We start from the raw sequence: 16,498 nt of genomic DNA, 5'->3' as shown, positions 1-16,498 counted from the left end.
GAACATCTAAAGGGCATGAATGGTGTCCTTTTTTGGTGTTCTTAAATGGTTATTACTAATAAATGGTATACAAAAATAAAGTTGATGGCAAAATACCTATCAACTTTATTTATCGTACAGCCTAAATAACTCAGAAGTCCTACTTTTTTGATTCACCGAAATTATCAAGAAAATAAAAAACCTCCTAGAAAGGAGGCTCTAACCTATATTAGGGAGGAAGGTTATATATTAGTTTGTTTATTAAATATGATAGTAAATCAACATTCTTGTTTACCAACTACCATGGTAGATAGTAAATGTGAAGAATTTGTGAAATATAAAAAATTAAATATAACTTATCCCTAATTATTGTGTGACTGATGTTGCAAATTCAGGTTCGCTCGTAACGTTTGCTTGCGAATCTTGATTCAACTGCATATTTTCACTTTGTGTCCACTCATTGTTTGAAACTTGATAGAATTTATAACCATATTTGTTTTGAACCATTTGGCCGACTTTCCACTGTGAACCGTCAGCTAATTGACGGCCGGAGAAAGAATCCATCGAAGTATCATAAACATTGGCGGGACCATTAACGACCGTACCCACAACAGATTGCTCTTGAACTTGTTCTTGTGATTGCGTTGGCGTTTGATCAGCAGCTGAAATAATATTCAACGCACTGCTTTGTACATATTCGTCAGTCGCAATTTGAACATAGGAAACGCCATTTATCTCAGTGGTATTGCCAATCGTCCAAGAACTGCCAGTTGGAATCGTAACGCCAGAGATAGCTTGACCTTGGCTATTGACAACCGAAGTCGACCATTTAGCTGTTCCAACTTGACCAGAATCAACAACTTGCGTGTTATCAGTAGTTTGACTTTGTGTCTGAGCTTGTTGATTACTAATGTTTAAACTATTAGCTGCAATCCATTCGTTGGTAGCAACTTGGTAATAAGTTATACCGTTGATTTGCTTAGAATTGCCGAGCTTCCAAGAACTATTGTTAGGAAGAAAAGTACTTGTGATAGTTTGACCTTGATCATCAACAAGAACGCCACTACCGTTAACAGTACCTACTAAACCGATATCTGATACATCTGCCGCACTTACGGTTTGAGGTGACAAATTAGACAGTACGGTTGGAGCAATTAAAAGTGCTAATGCTGTTCCGATTAAAGCTTTGTTCTTTTTCATCGTTTGACCTCCTCGTTTTATTTTGCGGTTCACATTAAAGCTATAATGCAATCCTCCATAACACAAGAGGTTTAAGGAAGAGTTAATAGAAACATTATGATTTCTTTAAATTTTCGACTTAGACGATTTTTCATCAGTTGTTTAAAAAATTCGAGAAACCAGACGAATAGTCTTTGATAGTAAATTGGCGTTTGCCCTTGAGATCTCGGTCAGCCAGTTTGATGATAACTGAATTAGTGATGGTATCTTTTTTGGACCGAATCTGCGGTTTGATTTTATAGATTAAGCCGTATTCACTCGGCGTCTTCATTTTATAGACGCTAATCGAAACATTCTGATAGTTGTTCCAATCAAAGGGACCATCTCGTTGGTCGATAGCATGACGAGCTAAGCAGATAAATTGCTTTTTTTGATAATCATTTAACTTGTGAGTCGATTTATTCTCCAAAGTGATTTGATTGCCTGCGTGGTAATAGTAGGGAGCACAGTGGGAATTCTTGATTAATTGCGGAATACTAAAAGCTGCCAGCAAGATAAGAATAAAAATTATCCAGACAGCCCGATTCTTGAATTGCTTGATTTTTTGGGTCATATGGCACTCCGATAATTTGTTCTAACCTAAATATTATAGCCTTTGGGAAATGAAATTGTATACAGGAATTGAAGAGAAATCACGCCAGTTTTTTTGCTTAAATTACGAAATTTCTGTAATAAAACTTCCAATAACTTCTATTAATAGAGATTACAGTTGCAATCAAATATCAATCTTTTTGTAATAAAAAAAGACTCTCAAAATGAGAGCCTTAAAAATTTATAACTTATTGTCTTACCTTAGCATCAGAAGGCTCGATAGTTGTACGACCATCAGCTGCCGCATTCTTGATAGCACGGATAATATCGTTGTCGCTCCAAGCTCCAACTGTCTTGACCCCTTGGTCAGTCAATTGTTGACGAGCATTGGCGATATCTTGATCAGTAATCTTCTTACCGTTGACTTCCTTTTTTTCAACATCGAAATCACCATTAGCAGCAGGATTGTTGCTTTGGTCATCAGTTGAAGAATTGTTGTCAGTCGTTGTATCGGTAGTATTTGTGTCTGCGTTATTAGTATTCGTATCGGTATTATTAGTGTTGTTATCAGTAGTGGTTTGATTATCAGCTTTAATGGCTGTATTAGTGCTTGGAATCGATTTTAAGAGCTTATTAGCTTTCTTATAAAGATCCACATAGTATTTACCCTTAATGCCCTTAGCAGTCGTTACTTGTTCTAATAGAGACTTAGCTTGGTCGTTAGTGCCAGCGTCGATGAGTGTTTTGGCGTTTTTAATATCCAATTTGTAATTGCTGCGATTAGTTTGAATCTTATCAACTTTTTTAATCAGCGACTTAGAACGCTTGACCATCGTCTTATTACCGTTGTCTTGGTTCTTAATCGTTCGCAAAGCTTTTTTAGCATCTGAAAATTCTAACTTATCCATATAATTTGAAACTTTAGCGAAGTTAGTAGCTTGTTTCTTAGATTCAGTTGCTTTTTTAGTCTTCTTAGCCTTGACAGCTGATTGATAATGGTCAGCAGCTGTTTGATAATGTTTCTTGTCGACGGAGTTATTTCCCTTAGTCATCTCCGTTTTATAAGTGTCATTGTTACTGCTACTCTTGTCTGATGAGGCTGAAGAATTACCACAGCCAGCTAAGACTAGAACTAAACTAGTTGTTGCAAGTAATAATGCTTTTTTCATTTCCCAAATTCCTCCATATAAAAGTCCTGCGTGAATTATACCATGTCTAAAAAAATTTCAAAAACCGTTTCCGTTTTGAAAGTTGTCGCTCGTTATTATCTGTGTAAGTTACTTAAAGCGGCCGCAAAAACTTACAAAAATAAAATAAAAGAGGTTAGACAAATGAGTTGGAAAAAGACATCAATCATTATTACCATGGGAAACGACAAGTACAATAAAGGAAAGAAATCAACGACTTATAACAACATCATTGAAAATCCGACACAAGAACAAATTAAAATGTTTTCTGACGGATTACTACTATTATCTGATGGGGATGTATTTTTAGGATCAGAAGTAATCAAACACGATGAACTAGGTGCTGAATAAGAAGGGGAGTAGACAAAATGAAAAAATTACAATTGAAATTTCAAACTGCAGAAGGTCAAAAGAAGAACTTGGTTTTAAACTATGTCAAGTCAGGATTAGACGAAAATGCAACCAAAGCTGCTATGGAGAAGATTTCAGCCAGTAAACTTTTTGAAAGAAATACTGTCCAATTGTATGCGACAACCGTTGGTGCCAGCTATATTGACCGTACTGAAACCACTGTTTTTTAAAGTAAGGCACTATTTAGATAGAATTATTCAACTTTTTAAAGGATAAACCTTGAGCCTGCCACTTAATTCGACTAGAATAAGGGTAGGCTCTTTTTGATTGGTTTAACACTATAAAGGATTCGTTTGGACATTAATTGTAATCGCTTTGAGTTTTAGTTATTTATTTAATTAAATTTGCAAATTGCTTATAATTATTTATTCAAATATTACAAATTTGTGATATTTAATACAAAAATGTTACAAAAACGTCGACTTTATAATTTTAAGTTGATTAAAAAGCCGGAGTTTCATATAATGATTGTCAGTGGGGTAGCCCACTAAACAATTAAATAATAAATTCTTGTAGTCCAGGGGAGGATTAACATTGAAAAAAAATATTAAATACGCAGGAATCGCTGCTGCAACACTTCTAGCTGTTGCACCAATCGCTGCTCCTGTTGTCTCAAACGCAACTACAGTTCAAGCAACTACAGATCCAGCAGAAACAGAAGTCGCATACACTACTGCAGATGGTGCTACTGATTATCTTGGTCAATTTAGAGATAAGACTTATAGTACAAGTGATACAATTAGAACTTTTGATTTAGTTCAAGGTACTACTTATGGTACAAATTTATCAACAACACCAACAGCTGTGTTTGGCGATTCATTGATTGAGCAATCAAAGGTAAATTCAGCTGATGATACTTCATTTGCTGATGCTACTAATCCAGCAACAATCACATCAGTTCAAGCTTATCTCAGTGGATCAAAAACTGCATTGTCAGTTGGAGATGTTAACAAGAATCTCTCATTAGGTAATGCTGTTACATTTGACATTGCTTACTCGTACAAGACATCGGCTAGTTCTGCTGCTACTACAGGTACAAAGACAATTACATTTACACCTGCAACAACAACAACATCTTCAACAACAAAGGCTGCTGTCACATATACAACACCAATTAGTGTTGAAGCTAATTCAAATCCTGTTGCTACAAAACTTGATAGTTCTGTAAGCAATGTTTCTATTAAAGATCAAACAGGTGCAGAATTAGTTGGTAATGCTGATCAAGTTCTATCAGTATCTCCAGCTTCTACATATTACACAACTTTGAAGGATGCTGAAAAAAATGATGGAACAACTGGAGTAGCAACAATTGGAACTGATGGTTTCGCTGCTGATACGACATATTATCAAAATATCGTGGTTAAATCAGTTAAGAGTAGTACTTTAGATAATTATTTGGAAAATCAATTAAAGGATTCATCAGATGGATCATATACTATTAATGGTGTAACTTATGCAAATACAAATAATGGTACAATTGCTGCTGCTTCAGGAGACAATGGTGCAACAATTACATTAACACGTGCCATTAATGCTGGCTCAGCAGAAGCAGCAGACTGGACAACAACTGCTAACAAGGGTGTTGTTACAACAAAGAATGATGCTGCATACTACACACTTAAAGATGACAACAACGACACAATTACAAACCGTGCATTAGCTAAGAATACTGATTGGGCAACTGATCAAAAACGTACTAATTCAAACGGTGATGTTCAATACCGTGTTGCAACTGGCGAATGGATTGATGCTGACGATGTAACATTCTCAGATGGCAGCAACTCAGGTTCAACTACTGGTGAATACACAGATGTTCAAAACATCAACGGTAAAGTTACACTTGACGGTCCTTCATCATTCATCTATGTTCTATACAATGATAATGGCGAAGCTGTTACAGGTCGTATGGTAGCCGGTAACTCAGAATGGTACACAGATAAGAAAGCTACAAACGCTTCTGGTGACACAGTATACCGTGTTGCAACTGGCGAATGGGTACAAGCAGGTAGTGGTGTACACTACTCAGCATACTAGGCCTTCCTAGTTTGTAAAAATTAAAGACTCGCGAAAGCGAGTTTTTTTTTGTCTAAAAATCCTATAAGAATGACTTTGAAGGTAGCGTAAAATTAGGCAATCGATTAGAATTGAAGAGTGCAATTAATATACAAAGGAGTTTATTATGTCACGTAATTTGAAAAAATTAGGGATTGTCTTTGCGACTTTTCTTTTGATTTTGGGAACTTTACCATTTGTTGGTCTCAGTCAAGTTAAAGCTGCTGATGAACAAGGTGCTGATAAGATTACTATTGGTACGATTAAAAATGCCGCTGGTATTCCAGCTGGTATGGCTGACAATAGTTCTGCTTTTAAGAAGAATAATATTGATGTTGAAGTCAAAGTCTATAATTCCAATACTGAATTGAATCAAGCTATTAAAGATGGAACAGTTAATGTTGCAGCTAGTAATTTAGTTAGTTATGCTTCCTTGGTCAAGTCCAATCCAACTTGGAAAGTTGCTGGAACTTTACCTGGTTACCACGCTTTGGTTGCTAACAAGAAATATAAGAGTTTCAAGAGTCTAAAGGGCAAGACGATTGCCATTGATAAAAATGACGCTTCCAAACAATATTTGAAGAAAATCTTGAAGAAACACAAAGTTAAGTATTCGAGTGTTAAGGTCAAACAAATAGACGCTGACAGCGACCGGGTTAATTCTTTGAAGTCTGGCGAAGTTGATGCTGCCGTTTTGGAAGATCCAGCTATCAGTGATGCTAAAGGTAATGGTGCTAAGATTTTGAATCGTCAAAAAATCAGTGGTGACAATGGCAATGTTTTGATTATCAACAATGATTTTGCCAAGAAGAATCGTTCTTCAACCCAAATCTTAACTAGCGTTATGGATGACCAAATCAAACAAATCAACCGTATCAATGATTATGGTATGGCTAGTGCCCCATTGAGAAACTTTGGTATCAGTAACAAGGGTGCTAAGATTATTACTAAGATTAATGTTAAGTTCAAGAAGATTCACAAGGTTAAGAAATCTGATTTCAAGAAAGCCTTTAAATATGCTAAATCACAAAAACTTTACAAGGGTAAAATCAATTACAAAAAAAATACTCTAAAAGTTAAAAATATTAAATAGATATAGAAATAACGTATCCAAATATGCAGGATACGTTATTTTTATATCTATTTATTGCTTATAAGCCACTGTTCTTTAATCGTTAATTTGATATTATAGTAAGGTACGAATTATTCTGCTACATTTTTAGGGGATTATTGTGGAAAAATTTAAAATGAATCAGAAATATTTCAAGATAATGATGCTTTGCTTGTTCTACTTATTAGTGTCGGTATTAATGTATCTGTCCTATAAGAGAAATTTTGTCTGGAATGGCGATGACATTTATTATCAGTTTCAACGTTTGATGGGGTTGTCGAACAATTATCAAGGTGGCTTATTGTTTTCAAATATTTCCACGACTAATTTTGGAAATATCGGTTATGGAGTCAACATCTTTTATCCGTGGCTAACCTTGTTGCCGTTTTACTTTCTTTTCCATCTCACCGGCAACTGGATTAGTGCTTACTATTTAGGCTTGCTGTTCTTCTTTTTCATTTCGCTGTTGATAAGTCACTATGCCATGAAAAAATTTTCCGGCAGCACAAAATTAGCTTTATTATTTGCGATGGTTTATAACTTCAGCAATTATCGCTTGATTGAATTATTCACTAGAGCATCTTTAGCTGAATACATTGCGACTATCTTTTTGCCGCTGTGTTTCTTGGGCTTTTATGAATTGTTCTTCGGCGATGGCAAGCAGTGGAAGATTTTGGCAATCGGCATGTCTTTGATTATTTTCACGCATGTCTTGAGTACTTTCTTGTGCATTATTATGTTTGTCTTAATCATGGTGATTTTTGTAGTCAAATTAAAATTTTCAAAACAACGACTTTTCAACCTCTTGAAAGCGGTTGTTTCGACGATTTTGATGACTTTGATTTTTACCGTACCCTTTATTAGTGAAGAACTCTTCCAAAAATATGGCGTACCTGATCGACAAATTCTTCAAGGCCAAGATTTAGGTAAGTTGCTTTACTCAAGTTTGATTAACGATACGCATCGTTTGGTTGAAAATAATGCTTATAATATTGGTTTAATTTTGTTAATCGCAATGGTTTTAGGAATCATTGTTTTCAAGAAATTCAGTGGCGTTCTAAAAGCTACTTATCTGTTATTCATCGGAACTTTCTTATTATCGACCAGTCTGTTTCCATGGAAGATTTTTCAAAACACTTCCATTGAGGTCATTCAATTTCCTTATCGACTATTGATGTTTACGACTTTATTCGGTTCAGTCGTTATGACTTATATTTTAGCAATTATTTTAAAAGCAGGTCTTGAAAAATATTTCATAGCAATTTTAGGAGTTGTGACGGTGATTACTGGCGGTCTGTGGTTGACGACGATTGATTTAACAGCGAAAACTTCGCTAGTTTCTTCGGCTAAATTAGTCATTGACCAAAAACGGATTAATGAAGGTAATATTCCGGATACTTATTTAGCTCAGTACGTTCCAGTAACTGGACAAAAAGAACTCGATTCCGTAGTTCAGCACCAAGTCTTTTTAAATGGCAAAGTTTCCAATCAAGCACCTTTGCCAGTCGATAAAGGAAGCAATTTTACTTTTACCGATATTAAGAAAGGCGATAAATTAGATTTGCCATTTGTGAGATATAAGTACACCAAAGCGAGTCTTAACGGCAAGTCAGTTCCCATTACTTTGAGTAAACGGGGATCAGTCATGATTAAGGCACCTAAAGATTATGATCGATTAACGATTCATTTAACTTATGGCAATCGCAAGTTATTTGGCTTTGCCATGATTGTTACGATTATTTCTTGGTTCATAATTTTATTTGGTACACCAGTGGAAAAGTATTTTTATTCATTACGAAGTAGATTTGGTTAATTAATTTTTGGGGGAAATTTTTTGAGAAAAAAAGAGTAATTTATATTGATGTCATTCGGGTAGTGGCAATGATGCTGGTTGTCTTAGCCCATTCTTGTGCTTCACGACTTTCCATTCGCGATGGGGCGTTTAGTTGGGACGTGGCTAACGGTTTGGTAATTATCACTGAAATTGCAGTTCCATTGTTCTTTATGATTAGTGGAGCAACGATTTTAAATAGCAAGAAAACGCGCAATGTGGGGTATCTTTTCAAACATCGACTAGTTCGGGTCGTAATACCATTTTTGATTTGGTCAGTTCTAAGTGCCTTTTTCATTCGAGTGATTCAAAGAACTTTTGAGATGCATGATTTCTTGAAGAGTGTGGCCTTGATTTATCACCAACCAGTTTTGATGGCCTATTGGTTCATTTATCCATTACTGGGACTTTATCTATTATCGCCATTACTAAAAGCTCTAGTCGACAATATTGACGATAAGTTGATGAATTATCTTTTGATTTTGTGGATTGTGACTAGCATCTTCTTACCAAACGTAGTCACATCCGTACCGCAACAGTGGTCAGCTTATTTCCAAGGCTATAGCATGCTGTTCATCACTTCATCGTCAAGTTTAGGATATTTCATCTTGGGCTATAAATTAACGCAGGCTAGACACCGGCAACTCAACCGCACCAAGGTTGCTTTAATAATTGTTCTATTGTTAGCAATAAATATAATTTTAGGATTCTTGACTGATGGCAATCACTTACGTTATTTGAATATTATTTCTAATTTGATTATTCCGATGATTGCAGCATTATGTTTTACTTGGTTGAAGTCCTTTGAGACTCATTATCCAACTTGGCTTTCTAAGACGATTGAATTCGTCGCACCATTGACGTATGGGGTTTACTTAGTTCATGGTCTAACGATTGCGGTAGTTGAAGGATTATTTGGCTTTCATTACTTTATTCCTAATTTCATCTTATCGACCGTGATTTCTCTAATTATCATCTTCATCTTAAGCAAGATTCCATTGATTAAAAAAATCATGTTGTAGGGTAGTTAATTTGTTTATGTAGAAAGGATATCGAATTGATAAATCAGTTTGATATTAAGGTGATTTGTTATTAAGCAAGGATTAAGCAGTTTTTATGGGTTCGTCAAAAAACATATCTTATCGATTGGGATTTTAATAATCGTCTTTGCCATTGTTTTAGTCTTGAATTTAAAAACGCTTTACACAGCCGATGACTATGTCTACCGTTTTGTCTACCATAATGCTGGCGTAAGACCGCATATGGAAAGAATCACGACTTGGACGATTCCCTTTTCGATGTGGAACCATTATTTAAATTGGAATGGTCGTTTCGTCGCCCATTCTATCGTGCAATTTTTCATGCAATTCAATTCCAAAATGGTTTTTGATATTTGTAATAGTTTGATTTACGTTTTATTGATTGTCTTTATCGATCGATTTGCAACTAAACTGTCGCATCAAAAACACAATGCTTTTGTTTTACCGTTGATTTTCTTCTTCACTTGGTTTTACATCCCATTTTTCGGACAATCAGTCCTTTGGGTCTCAGGTTCGGGTAATTATTTGTGGATGAGTATTATTTATCTAGGCTATATTCTCTATAATCTCAGAAATCCAAAATTGAGCTTCTTAACAGCAATTTTTGCGGCTATTTTAGGATTTTTGGCTGGGGCCAGCAACGAGAATTCTGGACCAGCAGCGGTCTTGATTGTCTTGTTATTTATGGTCAAGCGCTTGATTACTGATCACAAAGTCAGCTGGAATTCGATTATCGGAGTTATTTTTAGTGGGATAGGCTTCGTAACGATGATGATGTCGCCTGGTACGCAAAAAAGAGGCGCAGTTCATCGGACGCTCCAAACGATTTTGACCAACACCAAGGGGATTTTTAAATTAACTGAACAAAAGATGGTGCCACTGTATGTCTTGTTAGTCGTTTTATTGATTGTGGCAATTATTCTTAAACGAATCAATTGGAATACTTTTTGGGCAGTCGCTTTCTTTACCGTTGGTCATTTCGCCGCCATTTACGCGATGGCTCTGTCGCCAGAATATCCAGAACGGACCTTCTTTGGGGGCATTATGTTCTTAGGGATTGCTTTATTTATTCTTGTTTATGCAATTTTTGGCGGTATGAGGGTACTGCCATTAATCGCGTCAGTTGCTGCAGCAGCTTGCTTTGCTGTCAGTTTCATGCCCGCTTATCACGATATCAGCATCAGCTATTATCAAGTTGAGCAACAATATAAGGGGATTGAAGCAGCACGCAAAAAGAATCCTAAAAACGCCAATGTAGCAATTTTGACGCCGCAAAAGAGCAAGTATAATGCTTATAACGGAACCGTTGGGATTGCTGAAGATCCAAATTCGTGGATGAATCTTTGGGAATCGAAATTCTTCGGCGTCAATCAAATTAGTGGGTATTTTCAAAAATAGCGTAATTTGCTAATAGTGAGGGGATTTTATTATTAATAAAATATCTAGCAAGAGAAGCGTTTTTCGTAAAGAGAATTATTGGTATTGGGGGATTTTATTAGTCGTCTTTGCGGTCGTTTTCATGTTGAACTTGAAGACGCTTTATACGGCAGATGATTACATCTATCGGTTCGTCTACCACACGCCAAGCGTTCAACCGCACATGCAAAAAATCACGACAGCTTTGATTCCCTATTCAATGTGGAATCACTACTTGAATTGGAATGGTCGTTTTGTAGCGCACACCGTCGTGCAATTTTTCATGCAGTTCAATTCCAAGATACCGTTCGATATTTTTAACAGTTTGATTTTTGTCTTTTTAATGATGTTGATTAATAAACTCAGCATCAAGCTTTCCGGTAAGAAGAATAAACTCTTCATCGTGCCCTTTATCTTCTTGTTCTTGTGGTTCTTCTTGCCATCATTTGGTCAGTCAGTCCTTTGGGTCTCTGGAGCTGGCAACTATTTGTGGATGAGTATCATCTATCTGGGCTTCATCTGGTTCAACTTGCAAAATAAACCAACCACTTGGGTCCAAGTATTAATTGCCATCGTCCTTGGATTTTTGACGGGGGCAAGTAATGAAAACTCTGGGCCAGCGGCAATTTTAATCGTGCTCTTATTTATGTGGAAGCATTATTTGAATGAGCGTCAAGTTAATTGGAACAGTGTTATCAGCGTAATCTTTGGAGCTTGTGGTTTTATCGTCATGATGCTGGCACCGGGGAATCGCTTGCGTGGTGCGGTCCATCGTTCGATTGGACAAATGGTTTTAGATTTTGGTCAAATAGTTTATATGTCGTTACAAGAATTTTATGTGATTTATGTTTTGATGCTGATTTTATTGGTGGTAGTTTTGTACTATAAGAAAATCAGTTCTGATGCTTTAATCAGTGCCATTATTTTTACGATTGGACATTTTGCTTCAATTTTGGTTTTAGTCTTGTCGCCCGAACATCCCCAAAGAACTTTCTTTGGTGGAGCTGTCTTTCTCGGGATTGCCTTTTTCATTTTGATTTATGCACTCTTTAATGAAGCAAAAATCAGTTTGTCTGTTTTGACAGTGCCAATGCTGATTTTGTTCTTGTTCAGCTTCTTCAATGCTTATCAAGACATCGACAAGAGTTATCAACAAATTGCCGGTCAATATGAGACGATTGAAAAGTCGCATTCTAAACCAAAAGCTAAGCAAAACCCTAATGTAAAAATCATGACAGTTGCCAAGAGCAGTTACAATGCTTATTCAGGTACGGTGGGATTGACTAAATATCCTAATGCTTGGATGAATATTTGGGAATCGAAGTTTTTTGATGTTAACAGTATCAGTGGTCACAATTAAATAGGGGTGAGAGTAGGACAAAAGCGTTGTCCCATTCTCCTCCTTTTTTTGACCAATTAAGGTATAATAAAATTAGTATTAACTACAAAGGTGGTATTACAATGCTTGAAAATGTGCATGGTATTGTTCGGGTTAACCAAGACAGTCGATATGTCGTCTTCTTGTTTGACACTTATGAAGTAAATCGCAAAATGTTACAAGATAAATATGTTAAAGGTGAATCAGCTTGGTACACTGATGCTAAAGGTACTGGCGATGACGGTAAAGCCTTTTATCGTATTGCTGAAGATGGCGAATGGATTGAGGCTGAATACGTAACTTACATCGACACCAACGAATAATTGAAAATATTTTTAGATAAATTGTTAAAAAAGATTTAAATTTGCCAATATTTGTTTAAATATTGTTAGATTTCTTAAGATTTTATTGAAGCAACCATTGATTAATTGTAGTCTAACTCTTAGTTATAGTTATAAATTGGAGGGAGACAATTATGAATAAGAAATGGGTTGCCTCTACTGCTTTGGCTAGTTTTCTAGCAGCAGTTGGTGTATCTTCGAATGCTTCTCCAGTAAAAGCTGCAGATTCGACTGATGACAAGAGTCAAGACGACCAAGATCAAGAGTCATCTCAGACAAAAGATCCTAATGTTGCCAGTGTTATGGATCAACAGGGGGCTCCTATCAATGAGGATGCGGCTGATGAAATTGAAGCAAACGAGAATAAATCGGGAACTAATAGTGTTTTACCAGCCAATGCCATTTCAGCACTAACGCAATCAACGACTGCGACAGCAACCAGTGGCGTGACGCAAGCTCAGCAACAGGCTTTCTTGAATAAAATCGGTCCCATCGCTCAGACAGTGGGATCAAAGTATAACGTCTATGCTTCAGTCATGATGGCTCAAGCGATTGTTGAGAGTGCTTGGGGAACATCAACTTTGTCGGCACAATATAACAATTATTTTGGAATCAAAGGTGACTATAATGGTTCTTATGTCAGTATGCCAACTTCTGAGTGGAGTGCTGATAAGGGCTATTACACCATCTATGCTAATTTTAGAAAATATCCTAGTCCTTACGAATCATTTGCGGACAATGGAAGTTTATTGAGAAACGGAATCAGTGGTGCTCCGCAATTTTACAGCGGCACTTGGAAGGAGAATACTTCTTCATACAAAGATGCAACGGCTTGGCTGCAAGGACGTTATGCAACTAGTCCCATTTATGCATCAACTTTGAATAATATAATCGAGACTTATAATTTGACACAATACGATAACGAAGCTAGTACTGGCGGTACCAGCGATAATTCCGTGAGTGGTACGCAAACTGCTATGGACGATACCGCAACAGTCACAAATAAAAATACGGCCACAATTTATATCAACGCTAATCCTAATCAGATTGCTGCAAACCGTGCCTTGGCTTACAACACCCAGTGGCATGTCTCTTCAAAAGTGGTTGCAGCTGATGGAACAGTTTATTATCAAGTGGCTTCAAATGAATATGTTAAAGCAAGCGATGTTCAATTGGATTCGCAAAAATCCAATCCACAAGTAAAAATTTCTGATACAGCAATTGTGGTCAATCAAAGCGGTTCAAAAGTATACAGCGCTGCTAATAAGAAGGCCGCAACTAATCGAGTTTTGCCATATCAATCCTCATGGATTACGACAGCTTATGTAGTCGATGACGACGGCGATACGTTCTATTTTGTAGGAACAGACGCCTATGTTTTAGCAACAGATGTAACTTTGAAGTCGCAACAACAAGACGATGAATATAAAGAAGACCAAATCAGTTCCTATCCAGATATTGTTCACGTCACGGCAACACCAAGTGCTAGAGCCTATGACGATAAGCACAACGCTTTAGCCGTCAGCTTAGCTTCTGGAACCGATTGGAAGATTGACCAAAAGTCAGTCCACAACGACGGTTCAGTATGGTATCGAGTAGCAACTGATCAATGGGTCAATGCTAACGACGTGGAAGTAAAAGGTTCTAATTATGTTACTTCAGTTTCTGGAATGGCTAAGATTAATTACATTCCTGGCTATGGCGTCAATGTCTACAACAGCCCAGCTGCTAATAACAAATTCACCGGAACTCGTTTAGCAGATGGCACAACTTGGCGGGTAACTTCCAAGCAAATCGTCGACGGACAAACTTGGTACAAAGTAAACGCAGGCTGGATCAGTGGCAAGTATTGCATTTTCAACGAAGATTAGAGTAGAAAATAACATTCTTTCTGAATTTTTTAGTGTAATATTTCAGACTGAATAGTGGTTTTATTAAATTAAATAACAAAAGCATCTATTTAAGATATATAGTCGATAAACTATTATCTAAATAGATGTTTTTTTACTTTGAGATTTTAAGATTGATTGAAATAAATAAATAAAAACGTTATCCAGTCGGGAGTGGCAGCTTTGTGGATGCTCAGTACTGAAATTTCACTTAGCGATTTTATCGCTTAGTGAAAGACCAATCTTTAAGACAATTCCCGAACCTGGAATTGGCTTAAAGTTGCGTCCAGTACGTTCCAGCATCCACAAAGCAGAACGGACGACGGACATCCTGCACTAACCTAAATTATCCAAACTATTTTTATTTGTTTAAAAATCTTATATTTTCTGTAAACATTGTAAAAAGTACGTAAATTCTGCATTTTAAGGTATCTCAAAAATTGCTTTTTGTGTATATTCAAATCGTACTAAAAAGGTACAAAAATAATGCTTAGGAGCAATTTTATGAAATCTTTATTTCAGTTCAGGAATATTGATATTTTTGAAAGAGACTTATTAAGCACTGAATTTATACCAGAAATGATGAGGGAGAAAGTCTTTGAAGTTGATAATCAAATCATTGCACTGTTTAATATCAGTCGCTTCAATTATCGCTTTGGAAAATCCATTGTCGTTCATCAAACTAAAGGAGTGTTCTTTGATCACCGGACAACTAAAGAAATAATGAATGATTTCAAACGAGTCAACGGTATCGGCTTTACTTTTTCTAAAATAATCGCCGATTTCTTAGAACTCAAGCATCACTTGCCTTACGTCCATGCTTACGCTTCATATATGCCAATGACTGGAGGCAGTCGCAAGTGTACTGACTGGGTCGGATTGCATTGGATTCAGTCGTATCATCAAGATAAAAAAGAAGCTCATATGATTACTGTTAATGGCGATAAACTTATCTTTAATTTCCCTCATGGCGATTTGGAACAACGTATTCATAATGTCTGCGTTGCAAGCGAAAAATCGATTGCCATGATTTCAAGCGTGGCTAAGGCTGGCTTAGCTGAGATAAAACCTCCGCCGATAACGGGGTTAGTTCGAAAATTTGAGAATTGCCAATGCAAGTTGCATAAAAAGCTGGCTCGTAAGTTATACGATGCTGGTTTTACTTTTGATTTAGTGACCAAGTTCTTGTTGAACAAAATCGGCATTGAGTCGGCGTATCCACAAACCGTGATGTTATTTTATCGCCAAAATTTAGATAGACTAAAAAAACTTTACTGAAATAATTCCGAAAAGCGTCTGCAAAGGCGTTTTTTATTTTGCACCAAAATAAGAATCCCTTTAAATTAGGATTCTTTGTTCATTTTGGCAACTAATGTTACAGAGCTGAATCAGTTATATTAATTCCACCACAAGCGCTTGTGAGTAAATTAGGAGAACTCACAATATGAATTTGGAATTAGGTTTTGAAGAAGCATTAAAAAATCAACGATTGATTCACGGTGTTTTAAAACGGGTCCACATTTATCCCACTAGAGTCGACTACGAAGACTACTTTCAAGAGGGTTTGATTTTGTACGCCCAAACTTACGTCGATTACTGTCAAAAAAATAACGACTTAACTAAATTCAATGTCTACGTCTATCAAAAACTGACCTGGCGGATGCTCGATTGGTTGCGACAAGAAAAACGCTATACAGAATTTCATTCTTTAGAAGAATACGATTTTCAACAGGTGCCAGAAAAAGCTTTAACGTCCGTTTTGGAATTTGTGAATTATCGCGATTTGAGCGTTTTAGAAAGAATTATATTGCAAGAATATTTCATTAATGGACTGCCATTAGTAATATTATCAAAACAATATAAAAAAACTACAAGGGCTCTTAGGTACTGTCGTGACAGACTTTTGAAGAAATTACGAGTTATGTACGAAGTTTAAATTTTACCATCTGGTTACAGGTTTATTACTTTCGAAAATTACAAGAACAAGTTAGCCACTTGTCCAAAAATAAATACGAAATATATCAGTACCAGAAAAGTACATTTCTAAACTCCACAGAAACTAGTGAATAGTTCCCGTGGAGTTTTGTAGTTTA

At 36.3% G+C, this 16,498-nt stretch carries 16 protein-coding genes; 12 read left to right on the top strand and 4 right to left on the bottom strand.

The features are described from left to right. Positions 1-345 precede the first annotated feature (345 nt). From FHL06_RS11400 to FHL06_RS11390, 3 genes are all read right to left on the bottom strand, one after another. Positions 346-1,179, bottom strand: a complete 834-nt coding sequence (locus FHL06_RS11400) for an SLAP domain-containing protein (protein WP_153386675.1) — start codon at positions 1,177-1,179, stop codon at positions 346-348. A gap of 133 nt (positions 1,180-1,312) precedes the next feature. Next, entirely contained in the window at positions 1,313-1,771 is a 459-nt protein-coding gene (locus tag FHL06_RS11395; protein WP_153386673.1) for a hypothetical protein, read from the bottom strand. 226 nt (positions 1,772-1,997) lie between these two features. Beyond that, complete coding sequence (locus tag FHL06_RS11390; RefSeq protein WP_153386671.1) at positions 1,998-2,918, bottom strand: hypothetical protein; 921 nt, start codon at positions 2,916-2,918, stop codon at positions 1,998-2,000. A gap of 162 nt (positions 2,919-3,080) precedes the next feature. Between FHL06_RS11390 and FHL06_RS11385 the strand changes: the two genes are divergently transcribed. The 10 genes from FHL06_RS11385 (at position 3,081) to FHL06_RS11340 (ending at position 14,387) form a co-directional block, all read left to right on the top strand. Beyond that, the gene (locus tag FHL06_RS11385; RefSeq protein WP_153386669.1) at positions 3,081-3,287 is read left to right on the top strand and encodes a hypothetical protein; all 207 of its coding nucleotides are present in this window, start codon (positions 3,081-3,083) and stop codon (positions 3,285-3,287) included. Between the two features lie 17 nt (positions 3,288-3,304). Beyond that, the gene (locus tag FHL06_RS11380; protein WP_153386667.1) at positions 3,305-3,517 is read left to right on the top strand and encodes a DUF2922 domain-containing protein; all 213 of its coding nucleotides are present in this window, start codon (positions 3,305-3,307) and stop codon (positions 3,515-3,517) included. 364 nt (positions 3,518-3,881) lie between these two features. Next, positions 3,882-5,381 carry a hypothetical protein gene (locus FHL06_RS11375; protein WP_153386665.1) on the top strand — a complete coding sequence of 500 codons (1,500 nt, stop codon included), beginning with the start codon at positions 3,882-3,884 and terminating at the stop codon, positions 5,379-5,381. 145 nt (positions 5,382-5,526) lie between these two features. After that, positions 5,527-6,492, top strand: coding sequence for an ABC transporter substrate-binding protein (locus FHL06_RS11370; RefSeq protein WP_153386663.1), 966 nt, complete (start codon positions 5,527-5,529; stop codon positions 6,490-6,492). 139 nt (positions 6,493-6,631) lie between these two features. Continuing rightward, positions 6,632-8,323, top strand: a complete 1,692-nt coding sequence (locus FHL06_RS11365; RefSeq protein WP_153386661.1) for a hypothetical protein — start codon at positions 6,632-6,634, stop codon at positions 8,321-8,323. After that, positions 8,314-9,363 (top strand): acyltransferase, encoded by a 1,050-nt coding sequence (locus FHL06_RS11360; protein WP_337692559.1) that lies wholly within the window; start codon positions 8,314-8,316, stop codon positions 9,361-9,363. The genes FHL06_RS11365 and FHL06_RS11360 overlap by 10 nt, the downstream gene beginning before the upstream one ends. 69 nt (positions 9,364-9,432) lie before the next feature. After that, positions 9,433-10,779, top strand: coding sequence for a DUF3329 domain-containing protein (locus FHL06_RS11355; protein ID WP_337692558.1), 1,347 nt, complete (start codon positions 9,433-9,435; stop codon positions 10,777-10,779). A 28-nt stretch (positions 10,780-10,807) separates the two neighbouring features. Further along, positions 10,808-12,157, top strand: coding sequence for a DUF3329 domain-containing protein (locus FHL06_RS11350; RefSeq protein WP_337692557.1), 1,350 nt, complete (start codon positions 10,808-10,810; stop codon positions 12,155-12,157). A 101-nt stretch (positions 12,158-12,258) separates the two neighbouring features. Next, positions 12,259-12,498: a hypothetical protein gene (locus FHL06_RS11345; protein WP_153386653.1), complete on the top strand. Its 240-nt coding sequence runs from the start codon at positions 12,259-12,261 to the stop codon at positions 12,496-12,498. A 152-nt stretch (positions 12,499-12,650) separates the two neighbouring features. Then, positions 12,651-14,387, top strand: coding sequence for a glycoside hydrolase family 73 protein (locus FHL06_RS11340; protein WP_153386651.1), 1,737 nt, complete (start codon positions 12,651-12,653; stop codon positions 14,385-14,387). Between the two features lie 225 nt (positions 14,388-14,612). Here FHL06_RS11340 and FHL06_RS14950 read toward each other — a convergent pair whose 3' ends face one another. Then, positions 14,613-14,735, bottom strand: coding sequence for a hypothetical protein (locus FHL06_RS14950; RefSeq protein WP_272950467.1), 123 nt, complete (start codon positions 14,733-14,735; stop codon positions 14,613-14,615). A 174-nt stretch (positions 14,736-14,909) separates the two neighbouring features. Between FHL06_RS14950 and FHL06_RS11335 the strand changes: the two genes are divergently transcribed. Continuing rightward, positions 14,910-15,683, top strand: a complete 774-nt coding sequence (locus FHL06_RS11335) for a hypothetical protein (protein ID WP_153386649.1) — start codon at positions 14,910-14,912, stop codon at positions 15,681-15,683. A 166-nt stretch (positions 15,684-15,849) separates the two neighbouring features. Next, entirely contained in the window at positions 15,850-16,341 is a 492-nt protein-coding gene (locus FHL06_RS11330; RefSeq protein ID WP_153386647.1) for a sigma-70 RNA polymerase sigma factor region 4 domain-containing protein, read from the top strand. Positions 16,342-16,498: the final 157 nt, after the last annotated feature.

This window comes from Companilactobacillus halodurans (assembly GCF_009600985.1).
Lineage (GTDB): Bacteria > Bacillota > Bacilli > Lactobacillales > Lactobacillaceae > Companilactobacillus > Companilactobacillus halodurans.
Note: the sequence above shows the minus strand (reverse complement) of the source record. Positions and strands in the feature narration are given on the sequence as shown.